The 25312-nt window shown below is 65.8% G+C and carries 22 protein-coding genes; 18 read left to right on the plus strand and 4 right to left on the minus strand.

Annotated elements, in window-relative coordinates; all coding sequences use genetic code 11:
• Positions 1–65: 65 nt before the first annotated feature.
• From galE to bacA, 6 genes are all read left to right on the plus strand, one after another.
• On the plus strand, positions 66–1079 hold the full coding sequence (galE, locus tag C3418_RS00405; RefSeq protein ID WP_053288024.1) for a UDP-glucose 4-epimerase GalE: 1014 nt from the start codon (positions 66–68) through the stop codon (positions 1077–1079).
• A gap of 49 nt (positions 1080–1128) precedes the next feature.
• Positions 1129–2187 (plus strand): UDP-glucose--hexose-1-phosphate uridylyltransferase, encoded by a 1059-nt coding sequence (locus C3418_RS00410; RefSeq protein ID WP_103857762.1) that lies wholly within the window; start codon positions 1129–1131, stop codon positions 2185–2187.
• Positions 2184–3332: a galactokinase gene (gene galK, locus C3418_RS00415; RefSeq protein WP_053288022.1), complete on the plus strand. Its 1149-nt coding sequence runs from the start codon at positions 2184–2186 to the stop codon at positions 3330–3332. The genes C3418_RS00410 and galK overlap by 4 nt, the downstream gene beginning before the upstream one ends.
• Positions 3333–3359: 27 nt before the next feature.
• Entirely contained in the window at positions 3360–4427 is a 1068-nt protein-coding gene (locus tag C3418_RS00420) for a galactose-1-epimerase (RefSeq protein WP_258039703.1), read from the plus strand.
• A 142-nt stretch (positions 4428–4569) separates the two neighbouring features.
• On the plus strand, positions 4570–5565 hold the full coding sequence (locus tag C3418_RS00425) for an aldo/keto reductase (protein WP_103857764.1): 996 nt from the start codon (positions 4570–4572) through the stop codon (positions 5563–5565).
• 254 nt (positions 5566–5819) lie between these two features.
• Positions 5820–6635: an undecaprenyl-diphosphate phosphatase gene (gene bacA / locus C3418_RS00430; RefSeq protein ID WP_053288020.1), complete on the plus strand. Its 816-nt coding sequence runs from the start codon at positions 5820–5822 to the stop codon at positions 6633–6635.
• Between the two features lie 112 nt (positions 6636–6747).
• Here bacA and C3418_RS00435 read toward each other — a convergent pair whose 3' ends face one another.
• The 3 genes from C3418_RS00435 to C3418_RS00445 form a co-directional block, all read right to left on the minus strand.
• Complete coding sequence (locus tag C3418_RS00435; RefSeq protein WP_053288019.1) at positions 6748–7413, minus strand: ChrR family anti-sigma-E factor; 666 nt, start codon at positions 7411–7413, stop codon at positions 6748–6750.
• Entirely contained in the window at positions 7406–7975 is a 570-nt protein-coding gene (locus tag C3418_RS00440; protein ID WP_010676026.1) for a sigma-70 family RNA polymerase sigma factor, read from the minus strand. The genes C3418_RS00435 and C3418_RS00440 overlap by 8 nt, the downstream gene beginning before the upstream one ends.
• A gap of 124 nt (positions 7976–8099) precedes the next feature.
• On the minus strand, positions 8100–8666 hold the full coding sequence (locus C3418_RS00445) for an LON peptidase substrate-binding domain-containing protein (RefSeq protein WP_010676027.1): 567 nt from the start codon (positions 8664–8666) through the stop codon (positions 8100–8102).
• 314 nt (positions 8667–8980) lie between these two features.
• Between C3418_RS00445 and argS the strand changes: the two genes are divergently transcribed.
• The 4 genes from argS to hslU all read left to right on the plus strand — a co-directional run bounded on the left by argS (position 8981) and on the right by hslU (position 13693).
• Positions 8981–10726 carry an arginine--tRNA ligase gene (argS, locus tag C3418_RS00450; protein ID WP_010676028.1) on the plus strand — a complete coding sequence of 582 codons (1746 nt, stop codon included), beginning with the start codon at positions 8981–8983 and terminating at the stop codon, positions 10724–10726.
• A 3-nt stretch (positions 10727–10729) separates the two neighbouring features.
• Complete coding sequence (locus C3418_RS00455) at positions 10730–11578, plus strand: SPOR domain-containing protein (protein WP_103857765.1); 849 nt, start codon at positions 10730–10732, stop codon at positions 11576–11578.
• Positions 11579–11764: 186 nt separating this feature from the next.
• A complete protein-coding gene (gene hslV, locus C3418_RS00465; protein WP_041214255.1) occupies positions 11765–12298 on the plus strand; it encodes an ATP-dependent protease subunit HslV in 534 nt (177 codons plus the stop codon).
• A 66-nt stretch (positions 12299–12364) separates the two neighbouring features.
• On the plus strand, positions 12365–13693 hold the full coding sequence (gene hslU, locus C3418_RS00470) for an HslU--HslV peptidase ATPase subunit (RefSeq protein WP_010676031.1): 1329 nt from the start codon (positions 12365–12367) through the stop codon (positions 13691–13693).
• Between the two features lie 88 nt (positions 13694–13781).
• On the opposite strand, the gene C3418_RS00475 is transcribed toward hslU, so the two are convergent.
• Positions 13782–15206, minus strand: a complete 1425-nt coding sequence (locus tag C3418_RS00475; protein WP_103857767.1) for an MFS transporter — start codon at positions 15204–15206, stop codon at positions 13782–13784.
• Between the two features lie 168 nt (positions 15207–15374).
• Between C3418_RS00475 and C3418_RS00480 the strand changes: the two genes are divergently transcribed.
• The 8 genes from C3418_RS00480 (at position 15375) to nirD (ending at position 25310) form a co-directional block, all read left to right on the plus strand.
• Positions 15375–16295, plus strand: coding sequence for a LysR family transcriptional regulator (locus C3418_RS00480; RefSeq protein WP_103857768.1), 921 nt, complete (start codon positions 15375–15377; stop codon positions 16293–16295).
• Positions 16296–16567: 272 nt separating this feature from the next.
• Positions 16568–17209, plus strand: a complete 642-nt coding sequence (locus tag C3418_RS00485; RefSeq protein WP_103857769.1) for a TetR/AcrR family transcriptional regulator — start codon at positions 16568–16570, stop codon at positions 17207–17209.
• Entirely contained in the window at positions 17206–18174 is a 969-nt protein-coding gene (gene hlyD / locus C3418_RS00490; protein WP_103857770.1) for a secretion protein HlyD, read from the plus strand. The genes C3418_RS00485 and hlyD overlap by 4 nt, the downstream gene beginning before the upstream one ends.
• On the plus strand, positions 18171–19940 hold the full coding sequence (locus C3418_RS00495) for an ATP-binding cassette domain-containing protein (RefSeq protein WP_103857771.1): 1770 nt from the start codon (positions 18171–18173) through the stop codon (positions 19938–19940). Before hlyD ends, C3418_RS00495 begins: the two co-directional genes overlap by 4 nt.
• On the plus strand, positions 19937–21046 hold the full coding sequence (locus C3418_RS00500) for an ABC transporter permease (protein ID WP_103857772.1): 1110 nt from the start codon (positions 19937–19939) through the stop codon (positions 21044–21046). The genes C3418_RS00495 and C3418_RS00500 overlap by 4 nt, the downstream gene beginning before the upstream one ends.
• A 3-nt stretch (positions 21047–21049) precedes the next feature.
• Positions 21050–22150: an ABC transporter permease gene (locus C3418_RS00505; RefSeq protein ID WP_103857773.1), complete on the plus strand. Its 1101-nt coding sequence runs from the start codon at positions 21050–21052 to the stop codon at positions 22148–22150.
• 296 nt (positions 22151–22446) lie between these two features.
• The gene (gene nirB / locus C3418_RS00510; protein WP_181023046.1) at positions 22447–24993 is read left to right on the plus strand and encodes a nitrite reductase large subunit NirB; all 2547 of its coding nucleotides are present in this window, start codon (positions 22447–22449) and stop codon (positions 24991–24993) included.
• Entirely contained in the window at positions 24993–25310 is a 318-nt protein-coding gene (gene nirD / locus C3418_RS00515; protein ID WP_042016469.1) for a nitrite reductase small subunit NirD, read from the plus strand. Before nirB ends, nirD begins: the two co-directional genes overlap by 1 nt.
• Positions 25311–25312: the final 2 nt, after the last annotated feature.

Consider the following 25312-nt stretch of genomic DNA (forward strand, 5'->3'; position numbering starts at 1 on the left):
TCAGCCCCTCGGCTAGACTCCTGCTCAGGCTTTCCTGATACGAGGAGTTGAGGGTGGAACAACGGATGAAAGTACTGGTCACCGGCGGTTGCGGCTACATCGGCAGCCACACCTGTCTGGCCTTGCAGGCCGCAGGCATGGAGCCCGTGGTGGTGGACAACCTCTGCAACAGCAAGGCGGGCGTCCTGACCCGTGTCGCCGCCATCAGCGGGCGCGAACCCCGCTTCTACGAAGGGGACATCCGTGACCCGGCCCTGCTGGATCGCATCTTCAGCGAGCAGCACATCGACGCCGTGATCCACTTCGCCGCCCTCAAGGCGGTCGGCGAGTCGACCCGCATCCCGCTGGACTACTACGAGAACAACCTGAGCGGCACCCTGGTATTGCTGCAGGCGATGAAACGGGCCGAGGTACGCAATCTGGTGTTCAGCTCGTCGGCCACCGTCTACGGCGATCCTGCCAGCACCCCGATCCGGGAAGATTTTCCCCGCAGCGCCACCAACCCCTATGGCCGATCCAAGCTGATCATCGAGGAGATCCTCGAGGATCTGCAGCGGGCCGAGCCCCACTGGAGCATGACCCTGCTGCGCTATTTCAACCCCGTCGGCGCCCACGAGTCCGGCACTCTGGGGGAGGATCCCCAGGGCATCCCCAACAATCTGATGCCGTTTTTGACCCAGGTCGCCATCGGCCGGCGCGACTGCCTCTCGGTCTTTGGTAACGATTACCCAACCATCGACGGCACCGGGGTGCGCGACTACATCCATGTGATGGATCTCGCCGAAGGGCACGTCAAGGCTCTGGAACACTGCGCCGGACGGGGCGGTGTCCACGCCTACAACCTGGGCACGGGCCAGGGCCAGAGCGTGTTGCAGATGGTCGCGGCGTTCGAGGCTGCCTGCGGTCGGCCCCTTCCCTACCGGATCGAGCCACGGCGCCCCGGCGACATCGCCGAGTGCTGGGCCGATCCCGCCAAGGCCGCTCGGGAACTGGACTGGCACGCCAGCCGGGATCTCGCCGCCATGTGCGCCGACAGCTGGCGCTGGCAGTCCGCCAACCCCAATGGTTACGAGGCGTAGGCCCTGGCCTGCGCCTTCGGATGTATTCAACTCACACACTGGAGTGATGATGTTCAACCCCGTTGATCACCCCCACCGCCGCTTCAACCCGCTCACCGGCCAGTACGTGCTGGTCTCCCCTCACAGGGCCAAGCGCCCCTGGCAAGGCCAGGTCGAGAAGGTGAGCCTGGCGCCGAGCCAGGCCCATGATCCCGACTGCTTCCTCTGTGCGGGCAACACCCGGGTGACCGGCGATATCAACCCCGACTATCAGGGCACCTTCGTCTTTACCAACGACTTCGCCGCCCTGATGCAGGACACCCCGGCCGCTGACGCGGTGCCGGATCCCCTGCTGAAGCTGGAAGCCGCCCGGGGCACCAGCCGGGTCATCTGCTTCTCGCCGGATCACGGCAAGACCCTGCCCGAGCTGCCCCTGCCCGCCATCGAAGGGGTGATCACCACCTGGATGGACCAGGTGGCCGAGCTCTCTGACCAGTGGGAATGGGTCCAAGTCTTTGAAAACAAGGGCGCCGTCATGGGCTGCTCCAATCCGCACCCTCACGGCCAGCTCTGGGGCAGCGACTTCCTGCCCAACGAGATTGCCCGGGAAGAGGCGCACCAGCGCGCCTGGCTGGCCGAACACGGCCGCCCCCTGCTGCTGGACTATGTGGAACGGGAGCTGGCGGATCGCTCCCGCATCGTGGTGGAGACGGCCCACTGGCTGGCGGTGGTGCCCTTCTGGGCGGCCTGGCCGTTCGAGACCCTGCTGCTGCCCAAAGCCCATGTTCCCTCCATGCTGGATCTCACCCGGGAACAGCAACAGGATCTGGCCATCGCGCTCAAGGAGCTCACCAGCCGCTACGACAACCTGTTCCAGTGCAGCTTCCCCTACTCCATGGGCTGGCACTTCGCCCCGCCCCGTTCCGACTGCCCCGAGGCGTGGCAACTGCACGCCCACTTCTATCCGCCCCTGCTGCGCTCCGCCACGGTGCGCAAATTCATGGTGGGCTTCGAGATGCTGGCCGAAACCCAGCGCGATCTCACCCCGGAACAGGCGGCGGAACGGCTGCTCGCCCTCAGTCCCATCCACTACAACGACCAGAACCAGGCCAACGAGGAGGCCCTATGACCCCGAGCCAGCGCGTCAGCGCCGTGTTTGCCGAGCAGTTTGAGCAACAACCCGACCTGCTGGTACGGGCTCCAGGCCGCGTCAACCTCATCGGCGAGCACACCGACTACAACGACGGCTTCGTGCTGCCCTGCGCCATCGACTACGAGACCTGCGTCGCCATCGGCCTGCGCGGCGACAACCTGGTCGAAGTGATCGCCGCCGACTACGACAACCAGCGCGACCGGTTCAGTCTCGATCACCCCATCGAGCACCACCCCAGCCAGCGCTGGAGCGACTACATCCGCGGCGTGGTGAAACACCTGCAGGCACGAGGCCACGCCCTGCGCGGCCTCAATCTGGTGGTCTCCGGCAACGTGCCCCAGGGGACGGGTCTCTCCTCCTCCGCTTCCCTGGAGGTAGCCATCGGCCAGGCCTTCAAGGAGGCCCAGGGGCTGGCCATCAGCCAGGCGGAAATTGCCCTCAACGGCCAGCAGGCGGAGAACCAGTTCGTCGGCTGCAACTGCGGCATCATGGATCAGATGATCTCCGCGAGCGGCAAGCAGGATCACGCCCTGCTGCTCGATTGCCGTTCCCTGGAGACCCGGCTCATCCCCATGCCGACCGATCTGGCGGTGCTCATCGTCAACTCCAACGTGCGCCGCGGCCTGGTGGACAGCGAATACAACACCCGTCGCCAGCAGTGCGAAACCGCCGCCCGTCACTACGGGGTCAAGGCCCTGCGCAACCTGGATCTGGCGACCCTGGAAGCGGGCAAGGCCGGTCTGGACGAGGCCTGCTATCGCCGTGCCCGCCACGTTGTCGGCGAGAACGCCCGCACTCTGGCGGCGGCCGATGCGCTGGCACAGGGCGATCTGGTGCGCCTCGGCGAGCTGATGGGCCAGTCCCACGCCGCCATGCGCGATGACTTCGAGATCACCGTGCCTCCCATCGACGGCCTGGTGGAGATCATCAAGGCCCGGATCGGCAGCGAAGGCGGTGTGCGCATGACCGGCGGCGGTTTTGGCGGCTGCGTGGTCGCCCTGCTGCGCCCCGAGAAGGTGGCCGAGGTGATCGCCGTGGTGGAGGCGGAATACCCGGCCCGTTTCGGCCTCAAGGCGGACTGCTACGTCTGCCGTGCCAGCGCAGGGGCCGGCAGACTGTAACGCACGCCTGACAACGGGTGACGCCCCCTGCCCGGCACTCGCGACGCCGGCAGGGGGCGACGGGATCACGACGGGGAACCGCAAACCATGATGAGATTCGAGCTGGAAAACGAGGAGGGACTGCGGCTGCGCGGTCTCGCATACGGGGCCACCCTCACCTCCCTCACCCTGCCGGTGGCGGGAGAGCGGCGGGAGGTGCTGCTGGGTTGCGCCGACGAGGCCTACCTCACCCAGCAGGTATGGCTGGGGGCCGTGGCGGGGCGCTTTGCCAACCGCATCGGCGGCGCCCGCCTTGAGCGGGAAGGCCAGTGCTGGACGCTGGACGCCAACCAGGGGGCCAACTGCCTGCACGGCGGGCGCGACGGGTTCCATCGCCGCACCTGGCAGATCAAGGAGCAGGAGGCGGACAGGGTCAAGCTGGCGCTCCTCTCCCGGGCGGGGGATCAGGGCTTTCCCGGCAATCTGAGGGTGAGCCTGGAGTATCGGCTGGAGCAGTGCGATCTGGTGGTCGACTTCTGCGCCAGCACGGACGCCCCCAGCCCGGTCAGCCTCACCAGCCACGCCTACTTCAACCTGGATGGCGGTGGCGACATCCGCCACCACACCATCAGCCTAGACGCCGACCGCTACCTGCCCACGGATGACCAGAGCCTGCCGCTGGCCATCGCCCCGGTGGAAGGCCCCTTCGATCTGCGCGCCCCCCGCCCCATCGGCCAGGCGTGGCTGGACCACCCCCAGCAGCAGTTGGCCAAGGGGTACGATCACGCATTTCTGCTCAACAACAGCGTTTTTGTGCCTACTGATGAGCCGTTTGGTGGGTCCAGCCAGCCATGGGCCGCCCGGGTGATCTCGGGGGATGGCAAGCTGGCGATGGCGGTCTACACCAACCAGCCCTCACTGCAGTTCTACAGCGGCAACTGGCTGACCGGCACACCGGATCGTCAGGGCCGACCCTACCGGGATTACGACGGCTTCTGCCTGGAGGCCCAGCAATTGCCCGACAGCCCGAACCGGCCCGCCCTCGGCGATCCCTGGTTGCTGCCGGGGCAGCGTTATCGCCACCAGACCCGTTATCGCTTTATTCCTGCCCCCTGACAGCCCCGCTCGGGCAGACGAAGGAGCCCGGGCGCGCCGCCACGTCATGGCGGCCCCGATGGCACCGCCGAGTCAGCCGGGGTGAGGCCGGCCGCAGGGCCCGCCGCTCCTCATTGCACACCAGCCAAGGAACCGCACCGTGATGGATGACAACTACCTCGCCGCCCCCGACCGCTACCAGCGCCAGCCCTACCGACCGGCGGGCCGCCACGGCCTGCGCCTGCCCGGCATCGGTCTGGGCCTTTGGCACAACTTCGGCGCCGGGAGCGATCCCGCCACCGCGAAGGCCATGGTGCATCAGGCGTTCGATCTGGGGATCACCCACTTCGATCTCGCCAACAACTACGGGCCGCCGCCGGGATCTGCCGAACTGACCTTCGGCACGCTGCTCAAGAGGAGCCTGGCTCCCTATCGGGACGAGCTCATCATCGCCAGCAAGGCGGGATACGTGATGTGGGACGGCCCCTACGGCGATGGCGGCAGCGCCAAGTACCTCTTCGCCAGCCTGCACCAGAGCCTGCGCCGTCTGGGCCTCGACTACGTGGACATCTTCTATCACCACAGGCCGGATCCCCGCACCCCGCTCGAGGAGACCTGCCAGGCCCTGGCCCTGATGGTGCGCCAGGGCAAGGCGCTCTACATCGGCCTCTCCAACTACCCGGCCCCGCTCGCGGCCAAGGCTGCCGCCCGGCTGGCGGAGCTCGGCACCCCCTGCCTGGTCAACCAGCTCAAATACTCCCTGTTCCAACGCGATATTGAGCCCGACACCCTGCCGGCCTGCCGGGAGCACGGCATGGGGGTGGTCGCCTTCTCGCCCCTGGCGGGGGGGCTGCTGAGCGATCGCTACCTGGCGGGCATTCCCGCGGATTCCCGCGCCGCCAGTGCCAGCCCCTTCCTCACGGCGGACCAGATCACCGAAGAGAAGCTCGCCACCGTCCGCGCCCTGCATGCACTGGCCCTGCAACGGGGTCAGTCCCTGTCGCAACTCGCACTGCAATGGGTGCTGCGCGACCCCGTGGTGAGCTGCGCCCTGATCGGCGCCAGCCATCCCCAACAGATAACGAGCGCCGTCGAGGCCCTGGGGCAGCCCCCCCTGGACGATGATCTTCAACAGAAAATCCTGTCCATACTGGCCTGACAGCACAAAGAGATCATAAAACAGAGGTCAACTGGCGTGACTGACCTGTCAGAACGTGACGGGGCCGTCATGGCTTCTGACAGCATGTGGCAAGCCGCGCCCTGCATGGTCCGCCAGCGCCCTTTTCCGGCCGGAACAGGGCGCTGAAATCCCCAATATTCACTGGTTGCCCGCGTGATTTTCCGCCATCATTGGCCGCCCCGACCCGTTCGGGGTTGATTTTATCCAGACCCCATAACCAAGAGATCTGCACCATGACCGAATCCTACGCCCTGTTCGTCGCCTTTGTGCTGGGTATAGTGGAAGGCCTGACCGAGTTCCTCCCCGTCTCCTCCACCGGCCACATGATCATCGTCGGCCACCTCCTCGGGTTTGAAGGACCCAAGGCCGCCACCTTCGAGGTGGTGATCCAGCTCGGCTCCATCCTGGCAGTGGTCGTCATGTTCTGGCGCCGCCTGTTCGGACTCATCGGCATTCACTTCGGTCAGAAACCGACCCCGGGCCACGCGACCCTCTCCCTGGTGCACGTCATCCTCGGCATGCTGCCCGCCGTGCTCGTCGGGCTGGCTATCCACAGCTGGATCAAGGCCAATCTGTTCGGGCCGGAAACCGTGATGTATGCCCTGGTGGCCGGCGGCATCCTGCTCATCATCGCCGAAAAGTTCCGCCCCGCCGTGACCGCGGAGACCCTGGACGACATCAGCTACAAGCAGGCCTTCGGCATCGGCCTGTTCCAGTGCCTGGCACTCTGGCCCGGTTTCTCCCGCTCCGGCGCCACCATCAGCGGCGGCATGCTGATGGGCATCAGCCGCCACGCGGCAGCAGAATTCTCCTTCATCATGGCGGTACCCATGATGATCGCGGCCAGCGGCCTGGATCTCTACAAGAGCCGCGATTTCCTCTCCATGGCGGACTTCCCCATGTTTGCGGTGGGCTTCGTCACCGCCTTCGTGGTGGCCATGGTCGCCATCAAGACCTTCCTGGCGCTGATCCGTCGTCTCGACTTCATCCCGTTCGCCATCTACCGCTTCCTGCTGGCCTTCGTCGTCTACCTGGTCTTCGTGGCCTGATGGGCTTCGCCGCCAAGCAACACAAAAGGGACCCGAGGGTCCCTTTTTTCATGCCGTGATACCGCCTCAGTCGCGCGGCAGCCCGCTATCGCCGAGCAGCCGTGATCCCAACTCAATAGAGGTGCTGGCTGATGCCGTTGAGCAGCCGTGACAGCCCCTTGGTGAACTGCACGGGGGCATCTTGCACCGTGTAGCAGAGGCAGCCGTCCGGGGTGTGGGGGCTGTGGGCGTGGCTGGCGTCACGCCAGATGAAATCCCCCGCCTGATAGCGGGTGTCGCCATCCTCGATGGTGCCCGCCAGCAGCAGGGTCAGCTCATATCCCTTGTGGGTGTGCTCCGGGATCCGCCCCCCCGCCTCGATGTGCAGCAGGTTGGCCCGCGCACCCATCTCGTCCAGGGGCAGGCTGACCTGACGGATGGCCCCGAGATGACGCCACCTGGGGGCATGATGCCTTGCCAATGCCCGCGGCAGCCGGTAACTGTGACCCGCCACCCTGAGCTCTGGCCTCGGGCTCTCGGCAAGGGCGAGCGCCGCCTCCGTCGCCACCGGCTGTTGCAGTATGCCCGCCAGCATGGCATCGAATCCGGCGGGCAGCGCCTCGTCCGGCGCGTCAGGGGCGAGATGCTGGCACGCCAGCGCCTCTTCAAATTCCTTCACCCGGGCGGCGCACTCGGGGCAGAACTCGCAATGGGCGGAGACACCGACGGCCAGCGGCAGAGGCAGCTCGTCGGCAGCGAAGGCGCGCAGCATGGGTTCAGTCGGATGGGTCTTAATCATGGCCTTGCTCCACTTGTTCCTTCAGTTTCTGTAGTGCCAGCCGCAGCCGGGACTTGATGGTGCCAAGGGGCACGCCGAGCCGGTCGGCCAGCTCCTGCTGGGAGAGCTCCTGCAGGTAGATGCCGCGCACCACCTGCTGCTGCGGCTCCGGCAGCGTGGCGACATAGTGGGCCATCTGGCGGGTCAGCACCGCGTCTTCACCGCCGCTCAGGTGCTCCTCTTCGGCCCGGAACTCCAGCAGCGGCCAGATCTCCTCGGCGCAGAGCTCCTCCTTGCTGGCGCGGCGGCGGCGCAGCATGTCAAAGCTCTGGTTGCGCATCACTGTGTAGATCCAGGTGGTGGCGGCGCCCTTGTCGGGGTGATAGAGCCGTGCCTTCTGCCAGACCAGCAGCATGGTCTCCTGCACCAGTTCCATGGCGTTGGCCTCGCTGCCGAGGTGACGCAGCCCGTAGCTACGGATGCGCGGCGCGAAGTGGTGGAACAGGGTGGCAAAGGCAGCCTTGTCGGCCCGCTCGGCCACCCGGACCAGCAAAGATGTGAGGTCGCCGTCTGGGTTGTCCATGGGGGGCGATGTCCTGCGTGGAGCCGATTGTGGTTGGCCAGTATATGCCATTGCGCCATCCCTCGCGTGTGGTGTTCACCCCCAATACGGCGAGCGAGGAAAAAGGATCACCGGGAAGGGGAATTCAATGGCTCGCGACCAGCAGACCGCTCAGCAGGGAGAGGGTGGGCTGGTTGTCCTTGGCCGCCACCAGCCACTGTTTTTGCTCCACCGGGATGGGCAGCACCTCCAGCCAGCGCTGGGCGACCCAGCTCGCATCCTCCCAGTCCGGCTCCGGATAGAGGGCCGCGTACTCCGGATAGTCGTTGAACACGTCCTGCAACGCCTTGGCCAGGGAGTGCTGATCCGCCTGGAGCCTGCCGCTCTGCCAGGGGGGCAGGGGCTCCACCTCGCCGACCCGCAGACCGTCCTCTTCCTGCCAGAGATCCGTGATACGCACCCGCTCCACCCCGAGCACCGTGATGCCGAGCAAACCATCGGGCAGCAGATCGAAATCGATGATGCGCACCCGAGTGGCGATGGGGTACATGTTGCGCAGCGCGTCGGGCTGGCGGGGGTCCAGCATGCAGAGCGCGAACTCCCGCTCCCGGGACTCGGCGATCATGCGCTGGTATCTGGGCTCGAAGATGCGCAGCGGCATGATGCCGCCCGGCAGCAGGTGAGCGGAGAGTGGAAACAGTACCAGTGTCATGGGAATCATCCTCCAACGGCGTCCTCAAAGGATACGACCGCCACGGGAAGCGGGATCATTCAGATCGAATCGGTATAAATAACCCTGTCATAATCAGGGGAAAATAGCCTGGACAAGCCGTTTCGTTATGCAGTAGAAATGGATAACCACCACTTACCCAAATCAATATCCTGCAATGTGGTGGAAAACGCAGTGAAATATCCGCCACGCCCACGGGTGCGGGCCGTTCCTATAGTTTTCTCGGCCCGATGCGGGTAAAATTCACGCCCTTATCCAGTCAGTCACTTTTCGACGCGCAACCTCGGTGGTCAGTTATGAAAGAGCATATTCATCATCTACTTGAACAAACGGTAGCCAATCTCAAGTCCGCAGGCGTCCTGCCCGCCGACCTGGAAGCCCGGGTGCAAGTAGACCGATGCAAGGAGAAGGCTCACGGCGACCTGGCCACCAACCTGGCCATGCTGCTGGCCAAACCGGCCCGCAAGAACCCCCGCGAGCTGGCCGCTGCCATCATCGAGCACCTGCCTGCCTCCGATCTGATCGCCAAGGTCGAGATCGCCGGCCCCGGCTTCATCAACTTCTTCTTCGACCCGAGCTGGCTGGCCGGTCAGGTGGAAGCCATGGTGACCTCCGACAACGCCAACGTGAAGCTGCCGGCGCCGCAGACCGTGGTGGTGGACTACTCCGCCCCCAACGTGGCCAAGGAGATGGCGGTGCACCACATCCGCTCCACCGTGCTCGGTGACGTGGCCGCCCGCGCCCTCGAATTCCTGGGCCACAAGGTGGTGCGTGCCAACCACATCGGCGACTGGGGCACCCAGTTCGGCATGCTGATCGCCTATCTGGAGAAGATGGCCAACGAGCACGCCTCCGACATGGAGCTCAAGGACCTGGAAGCCTTCTACACCCAGGCCAAGCGTCACTACGACGAAGACGAAGCCTTCGCCGAGCGCGCCCGCAACTACGTGGTGAAACTGCAGGGTGGCGATGAGTACTGCCGCACCATGTGGAAGAAGCTGGTCGACATGACCATGGAGCAGAACCAGCGCAACTACGACCGTCTGAACATCTCCCTGTCCAACAAGGACATCATGGGCGAGTCCATGTACAACGACATGCTGCCGCAGATCGTTGCCGACCTGAAAGCCAAGGGGCTGGCAGTCGAGAGCGAAGGGGCCACCGTGGTGTTCCTAGACGAGTTCAAGAACAAGGATGGCGAGCCCATGGGCGTCATCATCCAGAAGAGCGACGGCGGTTTCCTCTACACCACCACCGACATCGCCTGCGCCAAATACCGTTACGAGAACCTGGGCGCCGACCGGGTCATGTACTTCATCGACTCCCGTCAGCACCAGCACCTGATGCAGGCCTGGACCATCACCCGCAAGGCGGGCTATGTGCCGGAGTCCGTTCCCCTCGAGCACCACGCCTTCGGCATGATGCTGGGCAAGGACGGCCGTCCCTACAAGACCCGCTCCGGCGGCACCGTCAAGCTGGTTGACCTGCTGAACGAAGCGGAAGAGCGCGCCAGCGCCCTGCTGGAGAGCCGCAACAGCGACCTCTCTGCCGAAGAGAAGGCCCAGGTGGTGCACGCCATCGCCATGGGCGCGGTCAAGTATGCGGATCTCTCCAAGAACCGCACCACCGACTACATCTTCGACTGGGATCTGATGCTGTCGTTTGAAGGCAACACCGCCCCCTACCTGCAATACGCCTACACCCGCATCCAGTCCATCTTCCGCAAGGCCGGCGTCGATGCCGACACCCTGAGCGGCAAGGTGGTCCTGAGCGAAGATGCCGAAGAGACCCTGGCCCAGAAGCTGATCCAGTTCTCCGACGCGGTCAACGGCGTGGCGGACAAGGGGATGCCGCACCTGCTCTGTACCTATCTGTACGAGCTCTCCGGCAACTTCATGACCTTCTACGAAGCCTGCCCGATCAACAAGGACGGCGTGGACGAGGCGACCCGCCAGAGCCGTCTGCTGCTGTGCGCCGCCACCGCCAAGGTGCTCAAGCTGGGCCTGGGCGTGCTGGGCATCCACACCCTGGAGCGCATGTAATAGATGGCGACCCGGGATTACGTCGGCAACAGCCCGAGACGACGGGCGGGTGGCCGTAACATCAAGAAAGCGGCCCCTCGCCGCTTTCCTGTTATCCCGGCACTGCTGGCCGGGGCCCTGGTCGTCGGTTTCGGCGCCTTCCTCTACCTCATCAACGGCAAGGGCGCCGATGCCCCCACCATCGAAGAGCAGGTGAAGGCCAACAAACCCAAGGCACAGGGCAATACCCTGCCCCAGGAGAAGTGGAGCTACATCGAGCGGCTGGAGAACAAGCAGGTGGACATCATAGAGCCGCCGCCCCAGCCGGGCGTGCTGCCGCCCCCGCCCGCCGAGACCATGACCCTGCAACCGGAGGCACTGCCCAAGCCGGTCGCGACCGACATCCCCCAGCCGGGAACCCCCATCGGTCAGGTGAAGCCCTATCAGCCGCAACCGGTGCAACCGGCCAAGCCGGCCACCGGCGCCCCGGTCGCCAGCGCCCGGGAGCAGGTGATCGACCAGAAGGCCGAGCGTGAGCGGATGGAGCGGGAGATCCGCGCCGAACTGGAGCGGGAGCGGGCCGAGGCCGCCAGGGCCAAGACGGCGACCCAGACTGCACAGACCGCAGCCGCCGACGGCGGTCGCTACATAATGCAGTGTGCCGCCCTGCGCTCCCAGGATTCCGCGGAATCCCTCAAGGCGCGCATCGCCTTCACCGCCGGGCTCTCCTCCAGTCTGCAGGTGGTGAACGGGGCCGGTGGCGCCGTCTACAAGGTGATGGTGGGCCCCTTCAACGGCAAGGCGGCGGCCGATGCGGCCAACCGCAAGCTGCAGGGCTCGGGCATCAGCGGCTGCATCCCCAAGAAGGGGTGATCGCCGCGTCCATGCACAGGGCCGGGTGGCAACACCCGGCCCTGTTTCTTTTGGCGCCATCCCGCGCCCACCCGATCCCTCCCCCGCGATCCGTGCTCGACACAGGCTTGAAAAGCCGTTTTGCCATCCCCATCTTTTCCTCCATGCACAGTCAGGCCGTCATTCGGCTCAAGCGAGGTAAGTAAAGTGACTACCATAGTTTCAGTTCGCCGCAACGGTCAGGTCGTCATCGGTGGCGATGGCCAGGTTTCTCTTGGCAACACCGTCATGAAGGGCAACGCCCGCAAGGTTCATCGCCTCTACAACGGCAAGGTACTGGCTGGTTTCGCCGGCGGCACCGCCGACGCCTTCACCCTGCTCGAGCGCTTCGAAGCCAAACTGCAGGCCCATCAGGGCAACCTGGAACGCGCCGCCGTGGCGCTGGCCAAGGACTGGCGCACCGATCGCGCCCTGCGCCGCCTCGAGGCGCTGCTGGCCGTCGCCGACGAGCACAAATCCTTCATCATCACCGGCAACGGTGACGTGGTGCAGCCGGAGCACGATCTCATCGCCATCGGCAGCGGCGGCAACTTTGCCCAGTCCGCCGCCATCGCCCTGCTGGAGAACACCGAGCTCGACGCCAAGAGCATCGTCGAGAAGTCCCTCAAGATTGCGGGCGACATCTGCGTCTTCACCAACGGCAACCACACCATCGAAGTACTGGACTACGCAGCCAAATAAGGCCGCCAGCCAAACCCCATTTTCCAAGGGGTGGGCCCTGCCCGCCCCGGATACAGGAACGCCACCATGTCCGAGATGACCCCGAGAGAAATCGTCCACGAGCTGGACAGACACATCATTGGTCAGGCCGACGCCAAGCGCGCGGTCGCCGTCGCCCTGCGCAACCGCTGGCGCCGGATGCAGCTCTCCGAGGAGATGCGCCATGAAGTGACCCCGAAGAACATCCTGATGATCGGCCCGACCGGTGTTGGCAAAACCGAGATCGCCCGTCGCCTGGCCAAACTGGCCAACGCCCCCTTCATCAAGGTGGAAGCGACCAAGTTCACCGAAGTGGGTTATGTCGGCAAGGAAGTGGACAGCATCATTCGCGATCTGACCGACGTCGCCATCAAGCTGGTGCGCGAGACCGAGATGGAGAAGATGAAATACCGCGCCGAGGAAGCCGCAGAAGAGCGCATCCTCGACGCCCTGCTGCCCAACCCGCGCAACAGCTGGGGTGAGGAAGAGAAAGCCGACAACTCCAACACCCGCCAGATCTTCCGCAAGAAACTGCGGGAAGGTCAGCTGGATGACAAGGAGATCGAGCTGGATCTGGCCGCCTCCCCCATGGGTGTCGAAATCATGACCCCGCCGGGCATGGAAGAGATGGCCAACCAGTTGCAGGGGCTGTTCCAGAACCTGGGCCAGAACCAGAAGAAGAAGCGCAAAATCAAGGTCAAGGAGGCCATGAAGGCGCTGATCGAAGAGGAAGCAGCCCGCCTGGTCAACCCGGAAGAGCTGAAGCAGAAGGCCATCGCCTCCGTCGAGAACAATGGCATCGTCTTCCTCGACGAGATCGACAAGATCTGCAAGCGCGGCGAGAGCTCGGGCCCGGACGTTTCCCGTGAAGGGGTTCAGCGCGACCTGCTGCCGCTGGTCGAGGGCTGCACCGTCAACACCAAGCACGGCATGGTCAAGACCGATCACATCCTGTTTGTCGCCTCCGGTGCCTTCCAGATCGCCAAGCCGTCCGACCTCATCCCCGAGCTGCAGGGTCGTCTGCCGATCCGGGTCGAGCTGACCGCCCTGACCACCGAAGACTTCGAGCGCATCCTGACCGAGCCGAACGCCTCCCTGACCGATCAGTACAAGGCACTGATGGCCACCGAAGGGGTCAACATCGAGTTCACCCAGGATGGCATCCGCCGTCTGGCCGAAGCGGCCTGGCAGGTCAACGAGCGCACCGAGAACATCGGCGCCCGTCGTCTGCACACCGTGATGGAGCGGCTGATGGAAGACATCTCCTACGACGCCTCCGAGAAGTCAGGCGAGACCTTCGTCATCAACACCGACTACGTCAACGCCCACCTCGGCAAGCTGATTGAAGACGAGGATCTGAGCCGCTTCATTCTGTAACCGGTTGATCGATAACGAGGAGCTGAGCGGTTTACTATCCTGCCCAATCCCATAACAAGACGCCTCCCCTGTGGAGGCGTCTTCGTTTTCAGCGTTCTTCCGACTCGCTGCCGTCCCGGGTCGCGTCATCCTGCGCGGCACGCTCCCCCCTTCCCGCCAGCCAGAGCGCGCTCATCAGCAGCAAGGCCGTCAGGGCGAAGGTGGCCCGGGTGGCAAACGCCAGCTCGTCCGCCGTCGCGAGGGGAAGATCGGGCCGCCCTACCTGGGCTGCGAACAGGCCCCCCAGCCCCGCCGCCCCCGTCAGCTGGCCCAGGTTGCGCGACAGGGTCAGCAGCCCGGCCACGGCGCCACGGCTCGCCCCCTCCGCCTCCCCCACCACGGCGCTGTTGTTGGCGGTCTGGAACAGGGCATAGCCGGCGGTGAGCAGCAGGATGGGCAGCAGGTAGCCGAGGGGCCCGAGCGCCCTGTCCAGGAAAGCCAGCAAGACGGCGGCCACCACCATGAGCCCCAGGCCGAGGCGCACCACAGGGGTCGCCCCCACCCTGTCCACCAGCCAGCCGGCGGGCATGCCGGACAGCGCCGCCAGCAGGGGCCCCATGGAGATCATCAGCCCCACCGTCCCCATGTCGAGGGCAAAGGCGCCGTGCAGGTAGAAAGGACCGATCAGCATCGTCGCCACCATGACGCTGGCCACCAGCGCACTGGCGATGATCCCGCCTCTTCGCCTGGATGCCCCCAACAGCGCCAGGGGCAGCAGGGGGCGACGGGCGCCCGAGTCGGCATGCACGAAGAGCACCATGGCGACGAGCGCCCCTATCCCCGGCCAGACCCCGAGTGGGCTGCCCCGGGTCAGTGCCAGCCCGTAGCAGAGCAGCGCCGTCACCAGCAGCAACAGACTGGTGAGCGGGAGGCCTCCCTCGGCAGAGCCCGCCTCATCCCGGGACAGATCCCGCCAGGCACACCCCAGCGCAAGCAACGTCAGGGGGAGCAGCAGCAGGAAGGGAGCCTGCCAGCCAAATCCGCCGATCAACAGGCCGCCAAAGGAGGGGCCGAGCGCCGTGCCGCAGGCCGACAGGGTGCCGAGCAATCCCATGCTCCAGCCCCGTCGGGCTGGCGGCACCAGCTCTCCTGCCATGGCCAGGGAGAGCACCAGCATGCAGGCCGCACCGGCCCCTTGCAGGGTGCGAGCGGCAATGAGCCAGCCAATGGAAGGGGCCAAGGCGCACAGCAGGGAAGCCAGCGCAAAGACCCCGGTCCCCCAGAGCAGCAAGCGACGCCGCCCCAGACGATCCCCGAGCCGGCCCGCCACCACCGTCAGACTGGTGATCCCAAGCAGGTAGGCCACCAGCACCCATTGCAGGCTGGCGAAGGGCACGCCGAAGTCCTGCCCCAGGGCAGGCAGCACCAGGTTGGCCATGCTGCCCGCCAGCATGGGCAGCAGGGTGGCGAGCCCGAGCCCCACGAGGCCAAGACGGCGCGTCACAGGAGGGGAAACAAGAAGTGGTGTGGACATGGCAGTCTCTCCGGCAAGTGATGATGCACTCAGGCTAGCGGGGGAGATGACAAGGCGGAAGACGCACGGATTGCAGCTTATAGTTGCATCAGACGCCATATGAAGAGACGGCAACTCGCGTATCATGAAGGGGTCGGCCCGTCAGGCGCCGCCTGCGAGGAGACGACCATGACCCCGGATTTCAACCTGCTGATCACCCTGGATGCCCTGCTGGAAGAGGGCAGTGTGGCGGGCGCCGCCAGACGGCTAGGCCTGAGTGCTTCCGCCATGAGCCGGGCCCTGGCAAGGCTGCGGGAGACCACGGGGGATCCGCTGCTGGTGCGGGCGGGACGCGGCCTGATCCCCACCCCCCGGGCGCAGACCCTGCGGGATGAGGTCGCCCGCCTGGTTCAGGAGACCCGGGCCGTGCTGCGCCCCCAGCAGGAAGTAGACCCGGCGAGCCTGGAGCGCACTTTCCGCCTGCGATCCAGTGACGGCTTCGTGGAGGCGGTGGGCCCCGCCCTGCTGGCGCGCCTCGCCGTCGAGGCCCCCGGGGTGCGGCTCCACTTTCTGGCCAAACCCGACAAGGAGAGCGGCCCCCTGCGCCGTGGCGAGCTGGACTTCGAGACCGGAGTGATCGGCGCCACCACGGCCCCTGAGCTGCGCACCCAGGCCCTGTTCCAGGATCACTTCGTCGCCGTGGTGCACCCGGACCACCCCCTCTGCGACGGCACCCTGACCGTGGCGCGCTATGCCGCCGCGCGCCACGTGCTGGTCTCCCGCCGGGGCCAGCCTCACAGCCCCATCGACGAGATCCTCGCAGGCCAGGGGAAGAGACGCACCATCACCACCCTGGTTCCCGGGTTTGCGATGGCGCTGGCCCTGGTCAGGGAGAGCAATCTGGTGGCGACGGTGCCGCACCTGCACTGCGCCAGCCTGCTCGGCGATCTGGTCACCCTGCCCCTGCCCTTCGCTCTGCCAGGGATCCGGGTCGCCCTGCTCTGGCACCCCAGTCAGGATGCCGATCCGGGCCACCGCTGGCTGCGCGCCCTGATACGGGACACCTGTGCCCGGCCCCCCTATCACACCGGAGCCACCGACACCCCCTGATCCGGGTCAGGCAGCTCCCGGCTCTATCACCAGCCTCTTGTGGCCCGGGCACCCGCACCCGGGGCCTGAAGCGCCTGTCACCACCCCGTCACACCGACATGCCCGTGGCTTGGGCACAAACGGTGGATCCTTCCCCCTGCCGGACGGGGATCACGGCCCCTCAGAGCGGGGCGGATCACATTGCGGGCAAAAAGATCCTGTCGCCCGCTTCCGCATTTTTTATACGGACGTATAATTGCGTACAAAATGCATACACCAGGAGCACCAGCCAGATGCACCCCACCCGTCAGAAACTGCTCGATACCGGCCTCGCCATCGCCACCGAGAAGGGGCTGCGCGGCCTGACGGTGCGCGAGCTGGCGGCGGCGGCCGAGGTGAACCTCGGCTCCTTCGTCTACCACTTCGGCAACCGCGACGCCTTTATCGACGAGCTGGTGGAGCTCTGGTACGCCACCCTCTATGACGAGCTCAAGGCGGTGGCAGCCAAAGGCTCCTACCCCTCTGCCATCGCCATGTTCGAGGCCACCATGGAGGCGCTCATCGGGCTGGTGGCGCGCCAGCGCGGCTTCATCAACCACCTGTTTGGCGATGCCCTGGCGGGTGAAGGGGCGGCCCAGCGCTTTCTGCTCAGCCTGCCGCGCCGTCACCCCCTGCTGCTGATCGAACAGGTACGGATGGCACAGGCGGAAGGGTCGCTGGTCGCGGGTCACCCGCTCCAGCTGATGATCTTCATCATGGGGTCGGTCGGCCTGCCGCTGGTGATCGCAGGCAGCGGTCGTCAGCTCGGCTGGCTGCCCGAAGAGGCCGCCCCCTTTCTCAGCCAGATAGACAACCCCGAGGCCGCCAGACAGCGGCTGGTATGGGCACTGCGCGGCCTGCGCCCCACCGACATGAAAGAAGGAGAAGCGGCATGAAACAACGCATTGCAATCCTGGCCCTGCTGCTAACCGTTATCGGTGGCTACCTCTGGTGGCAGGGGCGCCCCGCCGACGGCTCCATCCTCTACGGCAACGTCGATATTCGCGACGTCAATCTGGCCTTTCGGGTCGGCGGACGCGTCGATCAGGTGCTGGTCGATGAGGGGGATAGCGTGAAAGCGGGTCAACTGCTGGCCCGCCTCGATCCGGTTCCCCTCACCCACAGCCGCGACAGCGCCCGCGCCAATCTGGCTGCGCTCACTGCCGCCAACGCCTTGATCCACAAAGGCTATCGCAGCGAAGAGACCGACCGCGCCCGGGCCGCACTTGCCGCCGCCGAAGCCGCTGCACTGGAGGCCAACCAGCAGTGGCGCCGCCAGAGCGCATTGGCCGCCACCGGCGCCATCTCCCGCGGTCAGCTCGATACTGCCCGCTCCCAGCGGGATCAGACCCAGGCGCAGGTGCGCTCGGCCCGCGAACAGCTCGCCCAGCTCGAAACCGGCTACCGCCCGGAGGAAATCGCCCAGTCCGATGCCCAGCTGGAAGGGGCCAAAGCGGCGCTCGCCAGTGCCGAACTGGCGCTGGCGGATGCCAATCTGACCGCCCCCAGCGATGGTATCATCATCAGCCGCGCCGTCGAGAATGGCAGCATGGTGCAGAGTGGAGCGACCGCCTTCAACCTCTCCCTAACCGCGCCGGTCTGGGTGCGCGCCTATGTGGAGGAGCCCTGGCTCGGCCACTTCCCGAGCGGCGCCAAGGTGACCCTCACCACCGACTCGCGGCCGGATCAGCCCTATCACGGAGTAGTGGGATTTGTCTCGCCCACCGCCGAGTTCACCCCGAAATCGGTGGAAACGCCGGACCTGCGCACCCACCTCGTCTACCGGCTGCGCATCGTGGTGCAGGATCCCGACCCGGCCCTGCGCCAGGGGATGCCGGTCACCGTCAGGCTGGCCCCATGAGCTGCGCCATCTCCCTCGAGGGGCTCACCAAACGCTTTGGCGAGCGGGTCGCCCTCAACGCCATCTCGGCCACCATTCCGGCTGGCGGCATCACCGGGCTGGTCGGCCCCGACGGCGCCGGCAAGAGCACTTTGCTACGCCTGCTGGCCGGTCTGCTGATCCCCGAAGCGGGCACCATCCGGGTGCTGGGGCTGGATCCGGTGAGCGAGGGGGATCTGCTGCGTCAGCGCCTCGGCTACATGCCCCAGCAGTTCGGCCTCTACGAAGATCTCAGCGTGCTGGAGAACCTCACCCTCTACGCTGACTTGCGCGGCGTACTGGAGCCCGAACGCACGCCCACCTTCGCGCGGCTGCTCGCCTTCACCGATCTTGCCCGCTTCACCGCGCGGCCAGCCGGCAAGCTCTCTGGCGGGATGAAGCAGAAACTCGGGCTGGCCTGCGCCCTGCTCGGCACCCCGGATGTGCTGCTGCTCGACGAACCGGGGGTCGGGGTCGATCCCATCTCCCGCCGCGCCCTCTGGCAGATGGTGCGCGAACTGGCCAAGGGGGGAATGACGGTGCTCTGGAGCACCGCCTATCTCGATGAGGCGGAGCTGTGCGACCACGTGCTGCTGATGGCGGATGGCGAGGTGCGCACCAGCGGCACGCCAGCCGATCTGATGGGGGCCATGGCCAGCCGCTGCTGGCTGCTGGAGGCGGGGCAACTGGATGGCCGCGAGCGACGCGCCCTGCTGCGCCGGGCACTGGCTCACCCGGCGGTGATGGATGGCGCGGTAGCGGGGGAGCGGGTGCGCCTGCTGCTGCACCCGGGCATGACGCCACCGCCGCTCTCGGAGCTGCATCTCGCCAACGGCGCTTTTCAACCGGCCCAGCCCCGGCTGGAGGATGCCTTTATCGACCTGCTCGGCGGCGGCCCCGGCGGTGAGTCGAGTCTGGCAGCCGGGATGCGGGAAGCCGAACTGCCGCAGGGGGTCTCCCCCGAGGCGGTGATCGAGGCGCGCCACCTCACCAAGCGCTTCGGCGATTTTGCCGCCACCGATGACGTCAGCTTTGCGGTGCGCCGCGGCGAGATCTTCGGCCTGCTCGGCCCCAACGGGGCGGGCAAGTCCACCACCTTCAAGATGGAGTGCGGCCTGCTGCGCCCGAGCGAGGGACAGGCGCTGGTGACCGGCATCGATCTGGCCCACAGCCCCTCGGCGGCGCGCCAGCGCCTCGGCTACATGGCACAGAAGTTCTCCCTCTACAAGCAGCTCACCGTGGCGCAGAACCTCTCCTTCTTCGCCGGTATCTACGGCCTGTTCGGCCGCCACCAGCAGACGCGGATCGACGCCATGGTGACTGCCTTTGCCCTCGCCCCCTGGCTCGATCAGAAGGCGGAATCCCTGCCCCTCGGCCTGCGCCAGCGCTTATCGCTCGCCTGCGCCCTGCTGCACGAGCCGCCGCTGCTGTTCCTCGACGAGCCCACCTCCGGGGTCGATCCGGTGACCCGGCGCGAGTTCTGGTCGCACATCAACGCGCTGGCCGACCACGGCGTCACCGTGCTGGTCACCACCCACTTTATGGATGAGGCGGAGTATTGCGACCGCATTGCCCTCATCTATCGCGGCAAGCTGCTGGCGCTCGGCACCCCGGACGATCTCAAGGGGCTGGCCGCCAAAGAGGAGGCGACCTCTTTGCCAACCGGTTCCTTGCCGACCTGTTCTTTGCCAACAATGGAAGAGGCCTTTATCACCCTGGTCGAGCGGGCCAGCGAGGAGGACGCATGAGCATCAACCGTCGGCGACTGCTGGCCCTCTGCCGCAAGGAGACGCTGCAAATCGTCCGCGATCCGAGCAGCATCCTCATCGCCTTCATCATGCCGGTGGTGCTGCTGGTGGTGATGGGCTACGCCATCAATCTGGATGTGGACCATCTGCGCCTCGGCATCTGGCGCTCCGACAGCGGCGCCCCGGCGGTGCGGCTGGAGCAGGCCCTGCGCGGCTCAACCGCGCTGGAGATCCACAGCGGCCCGAGCAAGGAGTCCCTGCTCGCCAGTCTGGCCCGTGGCGAGATCCGCGGCCTGCTGGTGATCGATGACGGCTTCTCCCGCGCGCTGGCCGGTCAGGGCAACGGCACGCCGCAGGCGCTGCTGCTGACCGACGGCTCCGAGCCCAACACCGCCAACTTCGTCACCAACTATGTGCAGGGGATCTGGCAGGGGTGGCTCGCAGGCGAGGGGGTCGTCATGCCGGTGTCGATAGAGAGCCGCGCCTGGTTCAACCCGGCGCTGGTGAGCCGCAACTTTCTGGTGCCGGGCTCCATTGCGGTGGTGATGACCATCATCGGCGCCCTGCTCACCTCGCTGGTGGTGGCGCGGGAGTGGGAGCGCGGCACCATGGAGGCGCTGCTCGCCACCCCGGTCACCAAGGGGGAGCTGCTGCTCTCCAAGTTGCTGCCCTACTACGGCCTTGGCATCATCGCCATGCTGCTCTGCCTGCTCTTCTCGGTGGCGGTGATGGCGGTGCCGTGGCGCGGCTCCCTGCTGCTGCTCTTTCTGGTCACCAGCGTCTTTCTCGGCAGTGCCCTCGGGCTCGGGCTGTTCCTCTCCACCGTGATGCGCAGCCAGTTCAACGCCGCGCAGGCGGCGCTGATCGCTGCGTTTCTGCCCGCGGTGATGCTGTCGGGCTTCGTGTTCGAGATCGCCAGCATGCCACCGCTGCTTCGGGCCATCACCCACCTCATTCCGGCCCGCTACTTCGCGAGCTCCTTGCAGACCCTCTATCAGGCGGGCAGCGTCTTCTCGATCCTGCTGGTCAACGGTTTCTGTCTGCTGCTGCTGGCCGGTTTCTGGCTGGCCCTGACCGCCCGCAAGACGCGGCGCACTCTGGAGTAACCCATGCTGATCCGACTCTGGTGGCTGATCCGAAAAGAGCTGCAGGCCCTGATGGGCAACACCCAGGGGCGCTTTCTGCTCATCATGCCGGTGCTGCTGCAGACCGCCCTCTTCCCGTTCGCCGCCACTCTGGAGGTGACCGGCAACACGCTGGCCATCTACAACCAGGATGGCGGTGCCCAGAGCCGCGAGCTGCTGGAGCGCCTCACCCATATGCCCGCCTTCACCACCATCATCCCGGTGCAAGGCGAGGCAGGCATGACCGAGGCCATCACCGGGCAACGGGCGCTGCTCGGGCTGATTATTCCGGGGGATTTCTCGCGCCGGCTGGCGCGGGGCGAACCGGCCAAGGTGCAGCTGATCATCGACGGCCGCCGCTCCAACGGCGGTCAGGTGGCGGCGGGCTACATCAGTCAGGTGATCGCCCGCTGGCAGAATGAAGAAGGGAACGCAGGCAAGGCGCCGCCGACCCTCGCGGTGCGCAACCTCTACAACCCCAATATCGAGTTCCACTGGCATATCCTGCCGGCCCTGGTGGCCATCATCACCACCACCGGCTGTCTGATTGTCACCGCCCTCTCGGTCGCGCGGGAGCGGGAAGAGGGCACCTTCGATCAGCTGCTGGTCTCCCCCCTCACCGCAGGCTGGATCATGGCGGGCAAGGCGGTGCCCGGCATCCTGGTGGCGGTGGGACAAGGGTGCATAGTCGCGCTGGCCGCCCGCTTCGTCTTTCACCTCCCCTTCGCGGGGAGCCTCAGTCTGCTGCTGGCGGGCATGGTCTGCTACGGGCTGGCACTGGCCGGGATCGGGCTCTTCATCTCGTCGTTCTGCTCGACCCAGCAGCAGGCCTTTCTCGGGGTCTTCTCCTTCACCGTCCCGGCGGTGATCCTCTCGGGCTACATCTCGCCGGTGGAGAACATGCCCCAGGAGTTCCAGTGGCTGGCGGCCATCGACCCCCTCACCCACTTCATCGTGCTGCTCAAGGGGGTCTTCCTCAAGGGGTTCGACTGGTCGGCCGCCTGGCCCCTGCTCTGGCCGCTGCTCGCCATCGCCGGCGTCACCCTGTCGCTGGCGCTCGCCATGTTCCGCCGCCATATTGCCTGACGCGCCACCTTGTTCAGCTGATGCCGGTCTCGCCCAGTGCGAGACCGGCCTTTTTCCGACATAAGTTTTCACTCCCCGGCAGTTGGTAAACCGGGCTTACCCTCCACCATCCCTCACCCCGAGCTAACGCAGAAATCATTAACTGGTATACCTATTTTTGTATAGTGCTGAATTTTCTCGAATTACCCCTGAGGAGATATATAAATAGACACTTGATTTGCATCAATCGTCTGCCCCTGCCGACTGGGTAGCCTAGCCTCAGAATGATGTTTTATTACTCCAAACTTGAGGCAACTATGAGCAAAGTCAGACTGGTCGTTGTGGGCAACGGCATGGTGGGGCACCGCTTCATCGAAGAGCTGATCGAGCGGGCCGATCCGGGCCGCTACGAGATCACCGTCTTCGGTGCAGAACCCCGTCCCGCCTACGATCGCGTCCATCTCTCCTCCTACTTCTCCCATCACACCAGCGAAGATCTCTCCCTCGTCAAACCCGGCTTCTACGACAAGCACGGCATTCGGTTGCTGCTCGGCGAAGCGGTGAAAAAAATCGACAGGACCAACCGCGAAGTGCACTCCAACAAGGGCACTGTGGTCGGGTACGACAAGCTGGTGCTGGCCACCGGCTCCTACCCCTGGGTGCCGCCCATTGCGGGCAGCCAGCACCACGAGTGCTTCGTCTATCGCACCATCGAGGATCTCAAAGCCATCCGCAGCGCGGCCAAGAGCGGCAAGAGCGGGGTGGTGATCGGGGGCGGCCTGCTTGGCCTAGAGGCGGCCGGCGCCCTCAAGGCGCTGGGTCTCGAGACCCATGTGGTGGAGTTTGCTCCGGTACTGATGGCCGAGCAGCTCGACGGTCAGGGCGGCCAGCTGCTGCGCCGCAAGATTGAATCCATGGGCGTGCAGGTACACACCAGCAAGAGCACCAGCGAGATCCTGATGCATGGCGGCGAGCAGGCGAAACACCGCCTCGCCTTCGCCGACGGCAGCCAGCTGGAAGTGGACGTGGTGGTCTTCTCCACCGGCATCCGCCCGCAAGACACCCTCGGTCGCTACGGCGATCTCGCCATCGCCGAGCGCGGCGGCATCGTCATCGACGATCACTGCCTCACCTCCGATTCCGACATCTATGCCATCGGCGAGTGCGCCGCCTGGCAGGGTCGCTTCTTCGGCCTGGTGGCACCGGGCTACAAGATGGCCCAGATCACCGTCGACCACCTGCAGGGCGGCGACAGCCGCTTCGAAGGGGCGGACATGAGCGCCAAGCTCAAGCTGCTCGGCGTCTCCGTCGGCTCCATCGGCGATGCCCACGGCCGCACCCCGGGCAGCCACAGCTATGTGTTCCAGGACGACCAGGCCGGCGTCTACAAGAAGATAGTGGTGAGCGAAGACAACAGCCGATTGCTCGGCGCCGTGCTGGTGGGTGACGTGGAGGATTACGGCAACCTGCTGCAGATGATGCTCAACGCCCTGCCCCTGCCGAGCCACCCGGACACCCTGATCCTGCCCGCCTACGCCGGTGCCAAGCCGACCCTGGGGGTGGATGCCCTGCCGGAAAGCGCCCAGATCTGCTCCTGCTTCGACGTCTCCAAGGGCGACATCGCCAAGGCGGTGGCCGAGGGCCACACCACCCTGGCAGCCATCAAGCAGCAGACCAAGGCCGGTACCGGCTGCGGCGGCTGCGTGCCGCTCATCAGTCAGGTGCTCAACGCCGAACTGGTGAAACAGGGCATCGAGGTCAACAACCACCTCTGCGCCCACTTCCCCCACTCCCGTCAGGAGCTGTTCCACCTGGTCAAGGTGGAGGGGATCAAGAGCTTCGACGAGCTGCTGGCCAAACATGGCCAGGGCCATGGCTGCGAGGTGTGCAAACCGACGGTCGGCTCCATCCTCGCCTCCTGCTGGAACGACTACGTGTTGAGCCCGCTTAACACACCTCTGCAGGACACCAACGACATCTTCCTCGGCAACATGCAAAAGGACGGGACCTACTCCGTCATCCCGCGCATGGCCGGTGGCGAGGTGACCCCGGAAGGGCTGCTGGCGGTGGCCGAAGTGGCCCGCGACTACAAGCTCTACACCAAGATCACCGGCGCCCAGCGCATCGGCCTGTTCGGGGCCCAGAAGGATGATCTGCCCGCCATCTGGCGCAAGCTGCTGGCAGCGGGCTTCGAGACCGGTCAGGCCTACGCCAAGGCGCTGCGCATGGCCAAGACCTGCGTCGGCAGCACCTGGTGCCGCTTCGGCGTGCAGGACAGCGTCGGCCTCGGGGTCTTCCTCGAGAACCGCTACAAGGGCATTCGTACCCCCCACAAGATGAAGTTCGGCGTCTCCGGCTGCACCCGTGAATGTGCGGAAGCACAGGGCAAGGATGTCGGCATCATCGCCACCGACGCGGGCTGGAACCTCTATGTAGGCGGCAACGGCGGCATGAAACCGCGCCACGCCGATCTGCTGGCGTCTGACCTCGACCGCGAGACCCTGATCAAGCTGATCGACCGCTTTATGATGTTTTACGTCACCAGCGCCGACAAACTGCAGCGCACCTCGGTCTGGCTCGGCAACCTGGAAGGGGGCGTCGACTATCTGCGCGAGGTGATCGTCGATGACAAGCTGGGGCTGGCCGAGACGCTAGAGCGCGATATCCAGACCCTCATCGACAGCTACGAGTGCGAATGGTCGCGCACCCTCAACGAAGAGGAAGCGCTCAAGCGTTTCAGCCACTTCATCAACAGCGACAAGCGCGATCCGGACGTCCAGTTCGTCGCCGAGCGCGACCAGCACAGACCCGCCACTCCGGCCGAGCGCATCCCCGTCTACCAGATCGAGGTGGAAACCAAATGATGAAACTTGCCTGCCAACTCAACGACATCCTGCCGGGAACCGGTGTCTGCGCACTCATTGAGGGTCGCCAGATTGCCCTGTTCCGCCCGAGCGCGGCCGCCGAGGTGTTCGCCATCGACAACCGGGATCCCTTCTTCGCCGCCAACGTGCTGTCGCGGGGCCTGATCTGCGAACACGACGGCGATCTCTGGGTCGCCAGCCCGCTCAAGAAGCAGCGCTTTCGCCTGAGCGATGGCCACTGTTTCGACAACCCCGCCATGTCGGTGCAGAGCTATCCCGTTGAAGTACGCGACCAGCAGGTCTGGGTCGCCGTCTGATG

This window comes from Aeromonas sp. ASNIH8 (assembly GCF_002919855.1).
In the GTDB taxonomy this organism is placed as follows: Bacteria; Pseudomonadota; Gammaproteobacteria; order Enterobacterales; family Aeromonadaceae; genus Aeromonas; species Aeromonas caviae.